General features: G+C 40.0%; 17 protein-coding genes. 13 read left to right on the top strand and 4 right to left on the bottom strand.

What is annotated here, in order from left to right; all coding sequences use genetic code 11:
- Positions 1-359: LysR family transcriptional regulator (locus tag ATS71_RS19300; RefSeq protein WP_235591531.1), on the bottom strand; the 359-nt coding region annotated here is incomplete at its 3' end.
- Between the two features lie 123 nt (positions 360-482).
- Between ATS71_RS19300 and ATS71_RS18065 the strand changes: the two genes are divergently transcribed.
- The 8 genes from ATS71_RS18065 to ATS71_RS18030 all read left to right on the top strand — a co-directional run bounded on the left by ATS71_RS18065 (position 483) and on the right by ATS71_RS18030 (position 9,348).
- On the top strand, positions 483-1,133 hold the full coding sequence (locus ATS71_RS18065) for a peroxiredoxin-like family protein (protein WP_058406038.1): 651 nt from the start codon (positions 483-485) through the stop codon (positions 1,131-1,133).
- Entirely contained in the window at positions 1,133-1,894 is a 762-nt protein-coding gene (locus ATS71_RS18060; protein ID WP_058406037.1) for a haloacid dehalogenase type II, read from the top strand. Before ATS71_RS18065 ends, ATS71_RS18060 begins: the two co-directional genes overlap by 1 nt.
- A gap of 166 nt (positions 1,895-2,060) precedes the next feature.
- On the top strand, positions 2,061-2,666 hold the full coding sequence (locus tag ATS71_RS18055) for a PilZ domain-containing protein (protein ID WP_058406036.1): 606 nt from the start codon (positions 2,061-2,063) through the stop codon (positions 2,664-2,666).
- Between the two features lie 106 nt (positions 2,667-2,772).
- The gene (locus ATS71_RS18050; protein ID WP_058406035.1) at positions 2,773-3,828 is read left to right on the top strand and encodes an agmatine deiminase family protein; all 1,056 of its coding nucleotides are present in this window, start codon (positions 2,773-2,775) and stop codon (positions 3,826-3,828) included.
- The gene (locus ATS71_RS18045; protein WP_058406034.1) at positions 3,825-4,718 is read left to right on the top strand and encodes a carbon-nitrogen hydrolase; all 894 of its coding nucleotides are present in this window, start codon (positions 3,825-3,827) and stop codon (positions 4,716-4,718) included. The genes ATS71_RS18050 and ATS71_RS18045 overlap by 4 nt, the downstream gene beginning before the upstream one ends.
- A 49-nt stretch (positions 4,719-4,767) precedes the next feature.
- Positions 4,768-8,241, top strand: coding sequence for a transcription-repair coupling factor (gene mfd / locus ATS71_RS18040; RefSeq protein ID WP_058406033.1), 3,474 nt, complete (start codon positions 4,768-4,770; stop codon positions 8,239-8,241).
- Positions 8,241-9,077, top strand: a complete 837-nt coding sequence (locus ATS71_RS18035) for a peptidoglycan binding protein CsiV (protein ID WP_058406032.1) — start codon at positions 8,241-8,243, stop codon at positions 9,075-9,077. The genes mfd and ATS71_RS18035 overlap by 1 nt, the downstream gene beginning before the upstream one ends.
- Positions 9,078-9,096: 19 nt before the next feature.
- The gene (locus tag ATS71_RS18030; protein WP_058406031.1) at positions 9,097-9,348 is read left to right on the top strand and encodes a hypothetical protein; all 252 of its coding nucleotides are present in this window, start codon (positions 9,097-9,099) and stop codon (positions 9,346-9,348) included.
- Between the two features lie 72 nt (positions 9,349-9,420).
- Here the strand turns inward: ATS71_RS18030 and ATS71_RS18025 are convergent, their stop codons facing one another.
- The 3 genes from ATS71_RS18025 to ATS71_RS18015 all read right to left on the bottom strand — a co-directional run bounded on the left by ATS71_RS18025 (position 9,421) and on the right by ATS71_RS18015 (position 14,337).
- The gene (locus ATS71_RS18025; protein WP_058406030.1) at positions 9,421-10,773 is read right to left on the bottom strand and encodes a hypothetical protein; all 1,353 of its coding nucleotides are present in this window, start codon (positions 10,771-10,773) and stop codon (positions 9,421-9,423) included.
- A 153-nt stretch (positions 10,774-10,926) separates the two neighbouring features.
- Positions 10,927-13,371 carry a TonB-dependent receptor gene (locus tag ATS71_RS18020; protein WP_058406029.1) on the bottom strand — a complete coding sequence of 815 codons (2,445 nt, stop codon included), beginning with the start codon at positions 13,369-13,371 and terminating at the stop codon, positions 10,927-10,929.
- 540 nt (positions 13,372-13,911) lie between these two features.
- Positions 13,912-14,337 carry a hypothetical protein gene (locus ATS71_RS18015; RefSeq protein WP_058406028.1) on the bottom strand — a complete coding sequence of 142 codons (426 nt, stop codon included), beginning with the start codon at positions 14,335-14,337 and terminating at the stop codon, positions 13,912-13,914.
- 338 nt (positions 14,338-14,675) lie between these two features.
- Between ATS71_RS18015 and ccoN the strand changes: the two genes are divergently transcribed.
- From ccoN to ATS71_RS17990, 5 genes are all read left to right on the top strand, one after another.
- Entirely contained in the window at positions 14,676-16,109 is a 1,434-nt protein-coding gene (gene ccoN / locus ATS71_RS18010; RefSeq protein WP_006794295.1) for a cytochrome-c oxidase, cbb3-type subunit I, read from the top strand.
- Positions 16,110-16,121: 12 nt separating this feature from the next.
- The gene (gene ccoO / locus ATS71_RS18005) at positions 16,122-16,796 is read left to right on the top strand and encodes a cytochrome-c oxidase, cbb3-type subunit II (protein ID WP_006794296.1); all 675 of its coding nucleotides are present in this window, start codon (positions 16,122-16,124) and stop codon (positions 16,794-16,796) included.
- A 5-nt stretch (positions 16,797-16,801) separates the two neighbouring features.
- Positions 16,802-16,987 (top strand): CcoQ/FixQ family Cbb3-type cytochrome c oxidase assembly chaperone, encoded by a 186-nt coding sequence (locus ATS71_RS18000; protein ID WP_006794297.1) that lies wholly within the window; start codon positions 16,802-16,804, stop codon positions 16,985-16,987.
- Positions 16,984-18,018, top strand: coding sequence for a c-type cytochrome (locus ATS71_RS17995; RefSeq protein ID WP_058406027.1), 1,035 nt, complete (start codon positions 16,984-16,986; stop codon positions 18,016-18,018). Before ATS71_RS18000 ends, ATS71_RS17995 begins: the two co-directional genes overlap by 4 nt.
- 149 nt (positions 18,019-18,167) lie before the next feature.
- Entirely contained in the window at positions 18,168-18,659 is a 492-nt protein-coding gene (locus tag ATS71_RS17990; protein ID WP_058406026.1) for a FixH family protein, read from the top strand.
- Positions 18,660-18,661: the final 2 nt, after the last annotated feature.

The following is an 18,661-nucleotide window of genomic DNA, read 5'->3' as shown; positions in this document are numbered from 1 at the left end:
TCTGGAAAAGCGTGCTCAAATTCATTAAGCCTAGGCATTACATATTTAGAGAAAACCCAAGGTGGCATGGTGACTCTCAATAATCCACTTACTGATGAACTTCGTGCGCCAATACTGTGCTCTGCATCGCGTAATGCTTCAATTATGGCACCAATACGGGTATAGAATATTTCTCCCGCTGGGGATAAGCGAACGCGTCTGCTGTCTCTAAACACAAGCACAGTAGCTAGCTCTCGCTCTAATTTACTTAAGCGGTGACTCACTGTTGCAGGTGATAAACGCTGTTCACGAGCAGCTGCCAACACCCCTTTATTTTCAACCACGGCAATAAACGTTTCTAGGTCACTTAAACTGTACATAAAAAACCACAGTGTCTTTTCAATGTTTAATATTTTCGAATGAAGCTTTCAGTTTTGCAATGTTTATTTAAATATTTAAAACCATATACTTTTATGCAATTTAATAATTGATGAGACTAAGCCATGAGTTTAAAAGCACAAATAGATGCATTTAATGTTCAAAAAGAAGCTAATTTACCCGCAGACGTTTTAGCATTAATGAATACAACGAACGAAGAATTAATTGCTCAGCACATAAAAAACAATGCCCTACAGGTAGGCGATAAGGTAGAAAATTTTACCTTGGCAAACCATCTAGGCAAAAATGTAGAACTGGTAGATTTATTAAAAAAAGGCCCCGTAGTGATTAGTTTTTACCGTGGTGCCTGGTGCCCGTATTGTAATTTAGAATTAAAAGCATTGAATGATTATTTACCTCAATTTAAAACTAAGAGCGCTCAGTTAATCGCCATATCTCCCCAGCTGCCAGATCAAACCTTAACGACTGCCCAAAAAAATGAGCTCGAGTTTGATGTGCTCTCAGATGTTGGTAATAAGGTTGCACAGCAATTTGGCTTGTTGTTCACACTCGATAAACGTATTCAAGAGTTATATACCGGCTTTGGGATTGATTTTGAACAAACCTACGGCGACAAAACTTACCAGCTACCCCTTCCTGCAACCTATGTAATTAACCAAAATGGCATCATTACATACGCGTTCTTAAACGAAGATTACACATTGCGTGCAGAGCCGAGTGATGTGATGACCGCACTCGATGGAGAAAAAAAATAATGCCTTTACTAAAATCATTAAAATTACTCACACTACCCCTTACTTTAGCTGCTAGCTTATTAGTAAGTTCAGTAAATGCAGAAGAAAGTAAAGACAAACCAAAAGTACTTATTTTTGATGTAAACGAAACCTTGCTCGACCTAACCAGTATGCGCACCTCAATAGGAAAAGCATTAGGTGGCAGAGAAGATTTACTGCCTTTGTGGTTTTCAACCATGTTACACAACTCGCTGGTAGAGACAGTAACCGGTGATTACCATGACTTTGGCCAAATTGGTGTAGCTTCACTAGCTATGGTGGCAAAGAATAACAATATTAATATTACCAACGAGGAAGCTAAAACAGCCATTGTTACGCCGCTGTTATCACTACCGCCGCACAGCGATGTGAAAGATGGACTGGCAAAACTCAAAGCGCAGGGCTATAAGTTAGTAAGCTTAACTAATTCGTCAAATAAAGGGGTTAAAACTCAATTTGAAAATGCAGGTTTGTTGTCATATTTTGACGCGCGTTACAGCATTGAAGATATTAAAATATATAAACCTGATTTACGTGCCTACGACTGGGTACTTAAAAAGTTAAACGTAGCACCCAACGAGGCCATGATGATTGCTGCACATGGTTGGGATGTTGCTGGTGCTAAACAAGCGGGCTTACAAACAACCTTTATTACACGCCCAGGTAAAGCGTTATATCCGCTTGCGAAAAAACCTGATCACGTTGTGAAAGATTTACATGAATTAGCCGCTCTACTTAAATAACGAGCGCTACTTACAAAATCAATACCCAAGCGGCCAATCTCAGGAAGAGTTTGACCGCTTTTTTATCACTAAAAACCGCGTATAAACAAAGTATTTAGCGATTTTAACTGCTAGCAATTTACCCCTCACAACGCTACTATTTAAATATCACGTCGTGGAGATAATTATGAATAGTCAAAGATTAAGCGAGTTTGAAGAGTATTTTCAAATAAACGAGAGCATTAGGGTTAATTTATTTGCTGTACCCAATGAGCAAGTACCTAAATCTCAGCTAGCACTTGATGATGATATTCCGCCTCTTTTTAGATTAGCTAATGAAGTGAGTGAACTTGAACAAAGCTCATTACGTCCACTTCGAAACTTAGGCGATGTAGCGCAAGAGCTTGCCGCGTTTTTACAAGCGCAATCGCGAAAAATAGATTTAATTATGAGCCACATTTTAGCCTCTGAGCAAGCGCAGGAGAATGCTATACACTGCGATAGTTATGGCGGCGGCGGTATTAGATTTACATCGTCTGATGTATATTCAATTGGGCAATCATTTAGGACAAAACTTTTTTTGCATCATGAAGCATCAGCTGTGTATTGTTACACCGAGGTTGTAGCTATAGAAAAGCAAGACAACGATCATTACCAATACACCGTGCTGTTCACCGCTATCAGAAACACTGATCAAGAATTAGTAGTCAGAGCAAGTTTGCACGCGCAAACGCGCCAACTAAAAAAGCGCCAAGAACTAGAACAAACATCAGACGATTCAATCACTGAATAATTGTATTTGCAGTAAATTTAACTTGCTAAAGCAAACCGATTTTTCAAGTGACTTGGAAGTAACACAACTGCTAAACTAGCAGTATCTCTATTTGTATAAAAATTCCATGAACTTTAGACTTTTACCTGAATGGGCCGAGCAAGACGCTGTTATGCTTACTTGGCCGCATGAACATACCGATTGGGCTGATAATTTAGCCCGTGTTGAGCCTGTCTATGTTGAGCTTGCAAAACATATAACACACTACCAATCGTTAGTTGTTGTTGCTCACAACGAAGCCTTAAAAACACATATTACTGCATTACTTACTCATGCCAGTATTAAACTCGAACGTGTTTATTTTGTTGTAACACCTACTAATGATACATGGGCACGCGATCACGGCCCACTAACGTGTGCAAATATAAGCGATGAGACTAAACTAAAAATCTATGATTTTACGTTTAACGGCTGGGGCAATAAATTTGAAAGCGCACTTGATAATCAAATCAATAAGGCAGTAGTTGAGCAGCTAAGCCATGCTAACAATGATTATCAAGCACTAGATATGGTGCTTGAAGGTGGCGGTATTGAAATAAACGAGCACGGCGTATTGCTAACAACCAGCGAATGTTTGCTTAACAAAAACCGTAACCCTGACTTATCGAGCCAAGACATAGAAACCTTATTAAAAACGCATTTAGGGGCCACCGATTTTTTATGGGTCGATCACGGTTATTTAGCCGGTGACGATACCGACAGCCATATAGACACGCTAGTCCGATTTGCACCAAACAATACGCTAGTATATGTACAATGTGATGATGAAAATGACGAGCATTTCAGCGCGCTTAATGCGATGGAAAAACAATTAAAAGGCTTTAAAACGGCTAATAACACCCCATATAATTTGGTTGAGTTACCATGGCCAAAAGCCGTGTATGACGATGAAAAATCGCGCTTACCTGCAACCTATGCTAACTACTTAATTATTAATAATGCTGTGCTTGTTCCTATATACAACGATGTGAACGACAACCGTGCTTTAGCACAGGTTCAAAAAGCATACCCACAGCACACTATAATCGGCGTAAATTGCCAACCCATTATTGAGCAATTTGGCAGCCTACACTGTATTACAATGCAATTACCACGTGGATTTTTAGCTGGAGCAGCACAATGACAAGCCCTGCAAAATTAACCGTTGCTTTAGTGCAACAAAGCAACAGCGATAACGCTGATGAAAATATGGCTAAATCAATTAAAGCCATTCGGGAAGCCGCAAAAAATGGGGCTCAGCTTGTTGTTTTGCAAGAGCTTCATCGCAGTCTTTATTTTTGCCAAACCGAAGACGTTGATGTATTTGACCTTGCAGAAACCATACCTGGGCCAAGCAGCAACACCTTAGGTGAACTCGCTAAAGAGCTCAATATTGTTATTGTGGCGTCATTATTCGAGAAGCGCGCTACAGGCTTGTACCACAATACCGCTGTGGTGCTTGAAAAAGACGGCAGCATTGCAGGTGAATATCGCAAAATGCACATACCTGATGATCCTGGTTTTTACGAGAAATTTTACTTTACCCCTGGCGATTTAGGCTTTGAGCCGATTCAAACATCGGTAGGAAAATTAGGTGTGTTGGTGTGTTGGGATCAGTGGTTTCCAGAAGCGGCGCGTTTGATGGCAATGGCCGGTGCCGAGCTATTAATTTACCCAACCGCTATTGGCTGGGATCCGAATGACGACAAAGATGAACAAACACGTCAAAAAGATGCCTGGGTTATTAGTCAACGTGCTCATGCGGTTGCAAACGGAGTACCGGTGATTAGCTGTAATCGTGTTGGCCACGAGAGGGACCCAAGCGGACATAGCAGCGGCATTCAATTTTGGGGTAACTCGTTTATTGCTGGGCCTCAGGGTGAGTTTTTAGCGCAAGCTAACAACATCGATGAACAAATATTAGTGGTAGAAGTTGATCAAAAACGCTCAGAAAACGTAAGACGTATCTGGCCGTTTTTGCGTGATCGCCGAATTGATCACTACAGCGACCTTACAAAAATATACCGCGACTAACTAAAAGAATGGCTCTTAGCTTATAAGAGCCAATCAAATGGAGTAATAAATGGCGTTTGAGCAATGGGCAGCCTTGCCTTGGGTAAAATCTCAAAAAGATAAAATTCAGTGGGGGCAGCTAAGCGGAAGTGGTTTAAGTATTGCCATTGCCGAAGGTGTTAAACAACAAGAAAACTTAGTATTAATTGTTACACCCGACACACCCAGCGCGCTGCGCCTTGAAACAGAGCTAGACTACTTATTACCTGATAACCCGGTGATGGTATTTCCTGATTGGGAAACCTTGCCTTACGATCATTTTTCTCCTCATCAAGATATTATTTCTGCGCGCTTAGCCACATTAAATACCCTAAAAAAAGAACAACAAAGCGTATTGATCGTGCCTGTGTCTACGCTGATGCTGCGCACCGCGCCTGCCTCGTTTATTTATGGTTCAACAATAAACTTTAAAGTAGGCGATAAGCTCGACACTCATAATTTTAGACAAAATCTAGAGCAAGCAGGTTACCTAAACGTACAACAAGTGATGGAACATGGTGAGTACGCCATTCGAGGCTCAATCGTCGATTTATACCCTATGGGTAGCCCGCATCCATTTAGGCTCGACTTTTTTGATGACGAACTTGATACGATTCGCTTGTTTGATGTGGAAACGCAGCGCTCTGACGAAAAAGTAGAGAAAATTGAATTACTGCCCGCACACGAATTTCCAACTAATGAGGCAGATATTGAGCGTTTCAGAATTGGTTACCGTGAAAAGTTTGGTGCAAGTTCAGAGCAAGACTCTGTTTACATGCAAGTTAGTAAAGGAAATTGGCCTGCTGGTATTGAATACTACATGCCGTTATTTTTTGAAAGCCTAGCCACGATTTTTGACTACCTGCCTGATAACACAACCGTTATGCAGTTAGGCGATTTAGAACACGCCGCCGACAATTTTTGGCACGATGTTAATGTTCGCTATGAAAACCGTAAAGTAGACCCACTGCGCCCACTACTTGAACCCAATGCACTATATCAGCCAATTGACGAGCTGTTTTCTAACTTAGGGCAATTTGCGCGTATTCGTTTATCGCTTGCCAAGCTAGGCACGAAAGCAGGTAATAAAAATTTATTGGTTAGTGAACTACCCGCAATAAGAATAGATCATAAACAGCACGAACCGTATGCTGCATTTATAAACTACGTCGCAGCGCAAAAGAAGAAAAAAAGCCGCATATTACTGAGCGTTGAATCGGATGGCCGTCGTGAATCGTTACTCAACATATTAAAACCCAGCGGTTTAAAATTTAAAGAGTTTGATACCTTTGAACAATTTACCCAAAGCGATAGTGATGTAGGCTTAATTGTAAGCCCGCTTGAGCAAAGTGTTGTACTTGGCTCTAAACCTACTTTATCGATTATTACCGAACAAGAGCTGCTAGGCATTAAAGTATCGCAGCGCAGACGTCGTAAACACAAATACGAAGCAAGCCAAGATGCACTGATCCGTAACTTAGCTGAACTCAAAGAAGGTCAGCCCGTTGTGCATCTTGATCACGGTGTTGGCCGCTATCAAGGTTTACAAACTATTGATGCGGCAGGTGTAATTACGGAATTTGTTACCATAATATACGCCGGTGAGTCTAAATTGTATGTGCCGGTGTCGGCTCTGCATATGCTCAGCCGTTACTCAGGCGGCGAAGAAAGCAGTGCACCACTGCATAAGCTCGGCTCAGACGCCTGGGAAAAAGCAAAAAAACGTGCTGCTGAAAAAGTACGTGATGTAGCCGCTGAGTTACTTGATATATACGCACAGCGCCAAGCTAAACCAGGTAATAAATTTACCTTAGACGGCCAAGCCTATCGCCAGTTTAGTGAAAGTTTTCCGTTTGAAGAAACCGACGACCAGCGTAATGCAATTGAAGCTGTATTAGGCGACATGCAATCAAAACAAGCGATGGATCGTTTAGTGTGTGGTGATGTAGGCTTTGGTAAAACCGAGGTTGCTATGCGTGCAGCTTTTGTTGCTGTTAACGATGGTAAACAAGTTGCCATTTTAGTGCCCACTACCCTACTTGCGCAGCAACACTATGAAAACTTTAAAGACCGTTTTGCTGACTTTCCTATTGAAGTGGGTGTGCTTTCTCGTTTTAATTCAACAAAAGAGCAAAAAGACACCCTAGAAAATATGGCTAATGGCAAATTAGACATTGTTATTGGCACACATAAACTTATTCAACAAGACATTAAATTTAACGATTTAGGACTTCTCATCGTAGATGAAGAGCATCGCTTTGGTGTGCGCCAAAAAGAAAAAATTAAAGCACTACGTGCAGATGTCGATATTTTAACGCTTACTGCAACACCTATCCCTCGAACGCTTAATATGGCAATGAGTGGTATGCGCGACTTATCTATTATTGCGACTCCACCGGCTAAACGCTTGGCGGTTAAAACCTTTGTTCGCCAACGTGATGTAGAACTTATTCGCGAAGCCATTCTGCGTGAAATCAAACGTGGCGGCCAAGTGTACTTTTTGCATAATAACGTTGAAACAATAGAGCGCGTGGCGCAAGAGCTAAGTGAATGGGTACCTGAAGCGAATGTGATTACCGCTCACGGGCAAATGCGCGAGCAAGAGCTTGAGCAAATAATGACCCAATTTTATCACCAAAAATACAATGTAATTGTGTGTACAACCATTATAGAAACCGGTATTGACGTGCCTACGGCAAATACCATTATTATGGATAGAGCCGACAAGCTAGGTTTAGCACAATTACATCAATTGCGTGGTCGTGTTGGTCGAAGCCATCATCAGGCATATGCCTACTTACTCACAGGCGACCCTAAAGCGTTGTCAAAAGATGCAAGTAAACGTTTACAAGCCATAGAGTCGTTAGAGGATTTAGGTGCTGGTTTTGCGCTTGCTACGCACGATCTAGAAATTCGTGGTGCAGGTGAATTATTGGGCGACGATCAATCTGGACAAATGCAAACCATTGGCTTTAGCTTGTATATGGAAATGCTTGAACAAGCAGTTAATGCATTACGTGAGGGTAAAGAACCCACCCTTGAAAACCTATTACAAAAACAAACCGAAGTTGACTTAAAACTGCCTGCATTACTGCCTGATGATTATATTCATGACGTAAATGCACGATTGGGTATGTACAAGCGTGTAGCTAGTTGTGCTAACCTAGGCGACATAGATGAGTTACAGGTAGAATTAATAGACCGCTTTGGTTTACTTCCTGATGCAGCTAAAAACTTATTTAGTTTGCAACAACTTAAAATGCAGGCAAGTAATTTAGGGATAACAAAAATAGAAGCAAACCCTAAAGGTGGTTACTTTGAATTTAGTCAAAATACTAAGGTTAATCCTAGCTTCATTATTGGGCTGATACAAAGTGCACCGCATATTTATAAAATGGAAGGCGCAAATAAATTGCGCTTTGCGATTAGTGAGGCAAATGCCCGCGAACGCTTAAAAATGGTCACTGCTATGATCGCAGATTTCGAAAAAAAGGTTAGCCATTAATGTTGCTAAAAAAATCGCTGGTAGTTTTATGTTGCTTATTTAGCAGCACTGCAGTTGCAGAGCGTTGGTTTGAAGCTGAGGTGCTGATATTTAAACAGCGTCCAGCCCCCTATTTACAAGAAGACTTTAGTTTAAAACACGAGGCTATTGAAGATAAAAACACGCTTGATTTGTTAACGCCACTTTATACCGAGCAAGCCATGCAAGCCTGTATTGACGGCGACACACGGTTTCAGACGCGTTCATTTACCGATTCGCTAGTAAACGATAACCCTCGCTCGGGTGTTTGCGACGCAAGTACCGACTATGTACAAAGCTACGATAAACTGCCCGTAACGCCTATGGCACCCGCACTCGATACCATGGAGCAAACCTACTTACTTGCCCCTGAGCAATTACAATTTAAAACGCAGTATGAGCAACTAGACCGTAAAGGCTTAACCCCTATTTTACATACTGGTTGGCGTTTTGAAGCAAAAAGTAAATCACGTGCGCCAAGCATGCACTTATTTGCCGGTGAGCAGATTAAAACACGCGTTTTTGATGTGCCACGCTATTCAAACCCAGACTTTGTCAGCTTATTGGACCCACAACCTAGCCTATTTAATGAGCCCGATGAATCAACAAGTAAATGGGAATTAGATGGATTATTTAAAATTCATTTACGCCATTATTTATTTATCACTGCAGATTTTGATATTAGCCAAAAACTTCAAAGTGGTGATGTAGAGTCGTCACGTTTTGCTCAGTTTAAACGTGTAATAAGTGGTGAAATTCATTACTTTGATCACCCTCGTATGGGCATGATTGTCCAAATTAGAAAATTTAAACATTAATACTAAGTAGGATACAACAATGAAAAAACTCCTAATTATTGCAGCTACACTAAGCCTTGCAGCATGCTCTAAAGTAACAGTAGAAAACTACGAAAAGATTAAAATTGGTATGGATAAAGCTGAAGTTGAAGCCGTACTAGGTAGTGCAGATAATTGTGTAGAAAAAACGCTTCACACTAACTGTGTTTGGGGCGACGAGTCTAAAAATATAGAGATTACACTTGTTTCAGACAAAGTAACTTTATATAGCAAACATGGTTTAGCTAACTAAGTAACGCTTAAATAATTAAAAAAGGGGGATAGATTGTATCTATTCCCCTTTTTTAATATATGACTATAAAACCTATTTTTTAGAGTAAATAAGCTCAATATTGACAATTTTACTGCGATTTAACGTAATTTTATAACGCTGATAAAGTGTTTTATCGCCCTCTGTATGTACCAGTACCATATTTAATTGATAACGTCGTTCTACGGCTTGTTTAGATATTTTGTTACTGTCTAAATGATAGAGCTTACCTTCACCGCGCTTTAAATACCGGGCAAATGGCGCTAAGTTAAATTGCAATGTTTGCTGTAACGTATCGTACCCTGGTAAAAACTCTTTTGCCGACACGCGGGTTTCACTTGCAAAATGCAGCCATTGCGCGGCCTGTTTATTTTGCTGACGACGTTTTGAAAAAATAGTTTGTACTTCTTTGGGGATTTTTTTAAACCGCGTGTACTCAAGCCAAATAAACTGACTTGCTATTTTATCTTTGGTAATACTGTTTTTAAATGTAAACCGCCATTTTGGCCGCCCTTGAACAATAGCACGCCAAATCACACGGGTTATGTCTTCTTTAAATATTTCACGCAGGCCATAAATAACACCCAGTATCAAAATAAGCGTGGCTGTGACCTCGGTAAAACTTGAGCGTGCATTAAGGATAACTAACATAACAAACGCCATTATAACTGCAGTCACCGTGCCTTTTACTAATCGCTTTAAGTAACTGTTTAAAAAGCGAGTATTACGCTGCAGTATTACTCCATGCTCAATTAAACGTTGTAGCAAACGCATTTTGTTTGTGATGCGGTTGGCATCTTGTAGTGTGGTTTCAGAGTTGTAATTTTTATCTGCTCGGTAAACGTTTTCGCTTTTACAAAACTGTAAGAGGTCGTTCCGCTCTTTAGCAAAATCACTACTACGCGGCCCTTCATCTAACAATTTTAAAAATGATTGTTCTACGTGCCAGCTAAGGTAGTTATCTGCATTTGTATAAAATGGCAGTAATTTTTCGTCATCGGGGGTATAACGGCGTAGCTTTTTTAATAACCCTTCGCTTTGCTCAAATAATTCATTTGCGCGATTATAAAACTCTTCTGCCTCATTTAATTTAAGTGCATCCTTAATATCAGCATCGAGCGCTAAACGCACTTGGTAACAAAATAAATTTAGATTTTGCCTGTAATCTTGCTGTTCACCTTTGTTTTTACTCACAAAACGGCTTCGTACTAGTGGCAAATGAATATTATTGGCGTTGTAAGCTAAGTGAGATTTAAACTGGTTATTGAAGTAAGATTCTTCACTTAACGTTTTTGGATTTATTCCCATTTCATTAGGAATAGAAAAATACAGATCAATACGCTGCTCTGAACGCGCATTTAACTCGGGCTCAATGACAAAAGATAAATTTTCGTCTTGTTTTAGCAATCAACTCTCCTTTTTTTGTTGTTTTTAGTTTACTTCCCTCGTTTACTTTGTTCAATAAAAAAGGCCCCGTAAACACGGAGCCTTGAAAGTTTTATACTTAACTTGAATTCGGCTATAAATAGAATGGTTAAATAGCGTTCAAGTTACTTACAGTTAAAACTTGTAATTAATACTTGCGAATACTCGTGAACCAATAACGTCGTAAATCTCTGGTACGGTGCCCATGTCATTACCGCCAAGGACTTCTTCAGGCTCTTTATCAAAAATATTATTCATACCACCTGTTACTTTCAGTGATTCATTTAGGCTGTACGTCATTGAAATATCGTGGTAAATAACATTATCAGTGCTGAACGACTCACCGTAATAATCACCACTCATACCACGAATAAAGCGTGCGTTATAAAGCACACTCAACGCATCAGACAAATCGTAATTTACAGACAAGTTAGATTTGATTTTAGAGTAGCCGCCAATGTTACCGTCAATAGTCCCTGTGTAATCAATATCATCTTGTTCAAATTCAACCAAGTAAGTGGTATCTAGATTGATGCGGTAGTTATCGGCAGTGTAACCAATGTTCCAGTCAATACCTGATGTTTTTTGAGAGCCAACATTGGTTAATGCAGAGCTTAAGTTTGATAAATCACCCGCTGGGGTAATATTTACCGAATCACACGATTGCGTGTCGCCCGCAAAACAGTTGTTCATTTCGTTTTGAACATCTAAACGCGTAATGGCGTTAGTGATGTCAAACTTCCAGTAATCAAGCGTTGTAGATAAACCATCAACTACTTCCCACACCATGCCAAATGTAAACGAACGGCTTTCTTCTGCTTGTAAGTCAGCATCACTTGTGTAGTTCACTAAAATTTGCGCATCTTGCTCGTTACCCCACGGATCGGCTAGGTAATCGTATGAGCCCGAGTTACCACCAAATAGTTCAGCAACGTTTGGTGCTCTAAAGCCAGTTGCAAGTACAGAACGAACCATAAATGAATCTGTTACATCCCAAGTAGCGCCAAGCTTCCACGTTGTCTCACCACCAAACGTAGAATAATTGTCGTAACGTGCAGCCCCTTCAAGTGTTACCACTTCTAAGACAGGCATCGATGTTTCAAAGTAAATCGACTGTACCGAATAATCACCTTCAGTAGGATCTTGCTGAGCAGCTGTACTTTGGCCCAATTGTGTAATTAAATCAGGTGTGTAAAAACCACTTTCAAAACGGTTCTCAATACCTATAGCGTAACCAATATCGCTATCGGTTAGTGCGCTGTAACCTGCTGATAAGATAAATTGCTCATTTCCACCTTCGTTATTTTCGGTGTAAATAGAATCGTTAGCAGTTAAAAAGTCACGGCTAAGTGCATCACCACTAAACCAAAGTGCTTGGTTTGCGTAAATGCTTTGCTCTACTTGGCTTGCATTAATCGAGTTTTGTACTTTATCTTTAGAGTCGTTTCTGCCGTATGTAGCACTCACATCCCAGCTTGCATCGTTATCTAAAATGCCTTGTAATGCCACAGATGCACGGTATGTGTCTGTTGTTTGCTCGTATATACGCGGGCCAGCATCAACCATTCTTCTGCGGTACTCTAGCGAATCGGCAAGCTCACCGTCGGCGATAAACGCATTAGTGTATTCACTATCAAGGTTTGCTGTAAGTAAATCTACACTGGCTGGTTGAGGTGCCAATTGCTGTGATGAATCACGGCGTGTATACATTAGATCAACATTAAATGTGGTATCAGCGTCTAGCTCTTTATCAAAGCTTGTAAAAAGGCTGTACAAATCGTTTGGTGTTTGCGCATAACTCGATGTAGTAAAGTCGTACGACGTTGTTCTATCGGCAAATACACCATTACCTTCGTATGTTTTACCGCCTAAAGTACCTTGTGGAATAAACGACGACTGTCCAGCAGACACAAAGCTACGATCTGATTGAATCACTTCTCCACGGCTTGAAAACTGGGCACCAACTACTAAGTTACCATCGGCAATCTGCATGCCATGTAATAAGCTAGTACCGTAGTTATTACCATCACCTTTCGTTGTGCGGCTTCCTTCAACATTAAGCTCAGTACCTTCAAAATCTTTTTTGGTAATAATGTTAACAACACCGGCGATTGCATCAGATCCATACACCGCTGATGCACCATCTTTTAAGATTTCAATTGATTTGATCATTGCAACAGGAATGGTATTTAAATCAACTGAAGAGTCTGCACCGGTTCCAGAAGAAACCATACGACGACCATTTAGTAACACTAGGGTACGTTGTGATCCCATGCCACGTAAGTTAACAGTTGCAGAACCACCCGAACCATTATTACTTGAAGCACCAAGGCTTATACCCGCAGCAGAGGGTTGAGTTGAGAGAATATCGGCAACAGACGTGAAACCACTTTTTGCAATAAAGTCATCGCCAATAACAGTAATTGGGCTGGCTGTTTCCATATCAGTACGGTTGATGCGTGAACCCGTAACTTGAATTTTTTCGATTGAATTTGCAGCTTCGTCTGCTGCTAGTACATGTACACTTGAAAACATTGGGATGGCTGCAACTACAGCTAGACCAAGAGTCGATTTAGTCATGAAAGAATCCTACTTGTTGGAATTTACCAAGATTGGTAATGCTCATTTGTTATAAGAAGAATGAGTCGGCAGGCAACTTAAGCGCACTTAACTGAACGAAAACTTAACGCTTGATTGCTTTTTAATAAAGGCAAAAAAGACCACCCTATAAAAGGTACAAAGGTTACTCTTTGTTTCATTGTTAATATAAAAATACAATTTAAAATTAATGATTTAAAAAAACTTATACACAATTAAAGTACAGATGAAATCAAACACCGCTACTTTGTAATCAAATGTAATTACTCCTGCTGATTAGTAATAATTCAGGTATTAACAACTTAATCACACGGCATTATTAAAAAGGTAAAACCACCTGATAGTTGCTAACTCATGAGAAAAGCCTATTGCTCATAGTCAATAACAAACACTCTTGCTTTGTTAGGTATGATTTTTAAATGTGGACTACATTGTATGGAGTATGTGTGCTTGTACAAATCAACAATTTTGGGATAAAACGTGATCGGTTGGCTGGCTAATTCGTACTAAAATAAGAGTTTATCAGTAGGTAACGTAGAAGTTATAGTTGAGGGTATCTTCTTTTGAAGTAGTTGTATTTATAACGGTTAACTGTAAGTTCCAAAGCATATTATTTTCTGAGCAAATGCCAACCATGGTTTCGCTTTTCCATAAGTCGCCTTGCTTTACAAACTGCTGCGGAATAAACCCCATATACATAGTGATGCCCTTCAACTTTGCTTGAGTTATTTTTATATCATCAGGCAGTTTACTGAAAATTGTAAAAGGTGTTTCAGGTGAAAGAGATTGATGACTAAGCCACACTTTCACATTATTTGGATAAATACATTCTAAGTTAGGTTTGCAGTTTGAGTTTTTAAGGACCGTTGCGTTTTTATGCTCACCAGAATCACAGGCGGTTAACAGTAAAAGTAACAAAAACACAAAACAAAATTGGGTTGCTTTCATAAAACATGTCCTTCGAATAAAAGCAGATACTAATAATCAAGCTTATAAATGACAAGCATGGTGCACTAAATAACCAAAATTAGACACTAAGCTAATCAAAAAATAGACAACAAAGTCACAAAGTTTGATTGATGTCATAATATTACGTAATTGACCTATCTTTTTTAGGCCAAAAAATTTATTATTTCCCTCGCAAAAATTAGGGTTTCTCGAGTTTGTTTTCTGAAGCATTCATGCTTTGAACGTTTTAGGTAACATGCTTGTGAAGTAATAGTAGGCCCCACTTTTCAAGTGGGTAATTCATTTCTAAACGCATTTATTGCAGCGGAAGCCAGAAAATGAGCCAAACAGTAGCATCACAAACTGAGTATAACTATAAAGTTGTACGCCAATTCGCTATTATGACAGTGATTTGGGGCATCGTTGGCATGAGTATTGGGGTTCTGATTGCTGCCCAATTAGCTTGGCCAGCACTTAACTTTGATACACCATGGTTAACTTACTCTCGACTACGTCCGTTACACACGAACGCAGTAATTTTCGCATTTGGTACAAGTGCACTTTTTGCGACGTCTTATTACGTCGTTCAACGTACTTGTCAAACGCGCCTTTTCTCAGACAAACTTGCCGCAATTTCATTTTGGGGCTGGCAGCTAGTTATCGTATTAGCAGTAATTACTTTACCACTTGGTATTACAAGCTCTAAAGAATACGCTGAACTAGAATGGCCAATCGATATTCTAATCGCAGTTGTTTGGATTATTTATGCAGTTGTATTTTTTGGTACTTTAATTAAACGTAAAGTGTCGCATATTTATGTTGCTAACTGGTTCTACGCTGGCTTTATCATTACTGTTGCGGTGTTGCACATTGTAAACAGCATGGCTGTGCCTGTATCGTTAACTAAATCGTACTCTATTTACGCTGGTGCAGTAGATGCAATGGTGCAATGGTGGTATGGTCATAACGCTGTAGGTTTCTTATTAACCGCTGGTTTCTTAGGCATGATGTACTACTTTGTACCTAAACAAGCGGGTCGCCCTGTTTACTCTTACCGTTTATCGGTCGTTCATTTTTGGGCACTTGTATCTTTATATATTTGGGCCGGTCCTCACCACCTTCACTACACTGCGCTTCCAGATTGGACGCAAAGTTTAGGTATGGTTATGTCTATTATCCTATTCGTTCCATCTTGGGGTGGTATGATAAACGGTATAATGACCTTATCGGGTGCGTGGCACAAACTACGTACTGACCCAGTACTTCGTTTCTTAGTTGTATCGTTGTCTTTCTATGGTATGTCTACGTTTGAAGGCCCAATGATGGCAATTAAATCTGTGAACGCATTATCTCATTACACAGATTGGACTGTAGGCCATGTTCACTCAGGTGCACTTGGTTGGGTAGCAATGATTTCGATTGGTGCTATTTACCACCTTATCCCTGCACTGTTTGCACAAGGTCGTATGTACAGCATTAAGCTTGTTAACACCCACTTCTGGTTACACACTGTTGGTGTTGTTTTATACATTGTTGCAATGTGGATTTCAGGTGTAATGCAAGGTCTAATGTGGCGTGCAGTTAATGCTGACGGTACATTAATGTATAGCTTTGTTCAGTCTTTAGAAGCATCACATCCTTTCTACATAATGCGTTTTGTTGGCGGTGTATTCATCGTAACAGGTATGTTAGTTATGGCTTATAACGTTTTCCGTACAATTTCAGCTGAAAAAGAATCACTGAAGTTAGACGCGCAAGCACAATTAGCATAACGGAGTGAGATGATGAGCAATAAAAATTCACAAAACAAACACGAAATAGTAGAAAAAAACGTTGGTCTTATGGCCATACTGACTGTTTTTGCTATTAGCTTTGGTGCATTAGTTGAAATTACTCCACTTATGTTCCAAGACGACACAACAAAACCAGTAGATGGCTTACGTCCTCTAAATGCATTAGAAATGGAAGGTCGCGATATTTACGTGCGTGAAGGTTGTTATAACTGTCACTCACAAATGATTCGTCCTTTTCGTGACGAAGTTGAACGTTACGGCCACTACTCTGTAGCAGGCGAGTCAGTATGGGATCACCCTTTCCAATGGGGTTCTAAACGTACTGGTCCTGACCTTGCTCGTGTTGGTAAACGTTACTCGGACGATTGGCATTATGCTCACTTAGTGAACCCGCGTGATGTGGTTCCTGAGTCTAATATGCCAGGTTTTCCTTGGTTAGCAGAGAACACAGTTGATACCAGCTTAACTCTGAAAAAACTACAAATTTTCCGTGATACATTCGCTATTAATCCAGAAAACCCAAAACATCCGGGTTTAGGATACGGTAGCGATGAAGAACTAATAGCTGACGTTGCCAAAGTTGATGCAATGAATGACGGTAAAGGCGCAACAGAAATGCAAGCCCTTATCGCTTATTTGCAACAGCTTGGCACGCACTTGAAGTAATTATTATGGATTACGGAACATACAGAGGCATTTTAACTCTGGTAATTTTAGTATTGTTTATTGTGATTGTTGTATGGGCATACAGCAAGCGTACCAAAAATCGTTTTGACGACGCTGCTAATGCCATTTTTGAAGATGAAAAAAAACATAACAACACACTCTCTAACGAGGAAAAGGAGTCTGAAAAATGACTAGCTTTTGGAGTATTTGGGTTATTGTTTTAACCCTAGCATGCTTACTTATTATCTTTGGCCTATTAGTGTGGAACTTAAAAAACTACGCTGGTGTTGAAGAAGGTGAAGATTGTGGGCATGAGTATGACGGTATTACCGAACTGAACAATCCGCTACCTAAGTGGTGGACTTACATGTTCTTCGCAACATTTATATGGGCGGTTTACTATTTAGCGGCTTATCCAGGTTTAGGTAACTGGGAAGGGTTAGGTAAATGGACAAGCTCTAATCAGGGTATTACATCTTTAGCGGAATCGAAAGAAGCCGTTAAGTTAGCAGCTGAAGAAGGCCGTTTTGTAAAGCTTGATAAAGAGTATGAAGCAGCAGAGGAGCGTTTTGGTCCTATTTTTAATCGACTTGCAAAAGTACCTGTTTTAGATTTGGTTCAATCTAAAATCGATGGTGATGCAGCACAGCAGCTAGCCCTTGAAAATGGTACTGAGCATGAACAAACAGATGGTCAATTAGCGTTAGAAATTGGTCAACGTTTGTTCTCACAAAACTGTGCGCAGTGTCATGGCTCTGATGCACGTGGCGGCATTGGCTTCCCTAACCTAACTGATAAAGATTGGTTATACGGTGGCACACCAGACAAAATTAGAGAAACACTTCTTATTGGTCGTGTTGCAGCTATGCCTCCTTGGGGTGCAGCATTAGGTGAACAAGGTATAAAAGAAATGACAGCACACGTGCTAAGCCTTTCTGGTCGTACCGTTAACCAAAAAGATGCAGCCGCCGGTGCAGCTAAGTTTGCAATGTGTGCAGCATGTCACGGTGCAGACGGTAAAGGGTCGGTTGCTCACAACCTACCGTTTGGCGCGCCTAACCTAACAGATAACATTTGGTTATACGGTGGTTCTCAACGTGCCGTTGAAGAAACTCTGCTTAACGGTCGTGCTGGTGTAATGCCTGCATGGAAAGACATTTTAGGTGAAGATAAAATCCACCTTTTAACAGCGTACGTTTACAATTTATCGCAAGATAAATAAGCACACTGTTAATAGAATGTTTATAAATTAATTTATTAAATTCAATAGATTAATCCAGATCAAAAAAGCCTCCACTTGGAGGCTTTTTTTTAGTCTTTTACGTACAATTACTATAAAATACCTTCTTCGAAACTAACATTAGAGTCACTATGCAACCTACTCCGTGGTATAAAAACTTTTGGCCTTGGTTTTTAATTTTTTTCCCGCTAGCAGCCATTGTTGGCTGTATTACTTTACTGATAACAGCAATTGGCAACGGCCCAGATATGGTTGTTGATGATTACTATAAAAAAGGTAAAGCAATTAATTTAGAGCTCAGTAAATTCGAGAAAGCTAAAGCGCTCTATTTACATGGTGAATTAGCAGTAACTAATGACCGAGTGAGTTTTAAATTTACCAAAGGCGATAGCAGTAATGTACCGGCTTTAAAAGTATCGTTTTATCACCGTACAATTAAAGCTCACGACTTTGAAGCGACACTTACAGCTAATGCAAACAAAGAATTCACCGCACTACTTGAAAATTACACTGAGGGTGCTTACTCCATTTTTATTGAACCTATCGATAAAACATGGAAATTAAAAGAAAACATTACCCTACCCACGGTTGAAACCGTTTTAGTTACGCCAAACTATAAGTAGTT

Source organism: Pseudoalteromonas sp. H71, from assembly GCF_001468485.1.
Lineage (GTDB): Bacteria > Pseudomonadota > Gammaproteobacteria > Enterobacterales > Alteromonadaceae > Pseudoalteromonas.
Note: the sequence above shows the minus strand (reverse complement) of the source record. Positions and strands in the feature narration are given on the sequence as shown.

Excerpts from the sequence above, each read along its gene's own strand:
- ATS71_RS18000 (WP_006794297.1), top strand. The coding sequence starts at position 16,802 with ATGGATTACGGAACATACAGAGGCATTTTAACTCTGGTAATTTTAGTA.
- mfd (WP_058406033.1), top strand. The coding sequence starts at position 4,768 with ATGGCGTTTGAGCAATGGGCAGCCTTGCCTTGGGTAAAATCTCAAAAA.
- ccoN (WP_006794295.1), top strand. The coding sequence starts at position 14,676 with ATGAGCCAAACAGTAGCATCACAAACTGAGTATAACTATAAAGTTGTA.
- ATS71_RS17990 (WP_058406026.1), top strand. The coding sequence starts at position 18,168 with ATGCAACCTACTCCGTGGTATAAAAACTTTTGGCCTTGGTTTTTAATT.
- ATS71_RS18020 (WP_058406029.1), bottom strand. The coding sequence starts at position 13,371 with ATGACTAAATCGACTCTTGGTCTAGCTGTAGTTGCAGCCATCCCAATG.
- ATS71_RS18035 (WP_058406032.1), top strand. The coding sequence starts at position 8,241 with ATGTTGCTAAAAAAATCGCTGGTAGTTTTATGTTGCTTATTTAGCAGC.
- ATS71_RS18055 (WP_058406036.1), top strand. The coding sequence starts at position 2,061 with ATGAATAGTCAAAGATTAAGCGAGTTTGAAGAGTATTTTCAAATAAAC.
- ATS71_RS18045 (WP_058406034.1), top strand. The coding sequence starts at position 3,825 with ATGACAAGCCCTGCAAAATTAACCGTTGCTTTAGTGCAACAAAGCAAC.
- ATS71_RS18030 (WP_058406031.1), top strand. The coding sequence starts at position 9,097 with ATGAAAAAACTCCTAATTATTGCAGCTACACTAAGCCTTGCAGCATGC.
- ATS71_RS18065 (WP_058406038.1), top strand. The coding sequence starts at position 483 with ATGAGTTTAAAAGCACAAATAGATGCATTTAATGTTCAAAAAGAAGCT.
- ATS71_RS18060 (WP_058406037.1), top strand. The coding sequence starts at position 1,133 with ATGCCTTTACTAAAATCATTAAAATTACTCACACTACCCCTTACTTTA.
- ATS71_RS17995 (WP_058406027.1), top strand. The coding sequence starts at position 16,984 with ATGACTAGCTTTTGGAGTATTTGGGTTATTGTTTTAACCCTAGCATGC.
- ATS71_RS18015 (WP_058406028.1), bottom strand. The coding sequence starts at position 14,337 with ATGAAAGCAACCCAATTTTGTTTTGTGTTTTTGTTACTTTTACTGTTA.
- ccoO (WP_006794296.1), top strand. The coding sequence starts at position 16,122 with ATGAGCAATAAAAATTCACAAAACAAACACGAAATAGTAGAAAAAAAC.
- ATS71_RS18050 (WP_058406035.1), top strand. The coding sequence starts at position 2,773 with ATGAACTTTAGACTTTTACCTGAATGGGCCGAGCAAGACGCTGTTATG.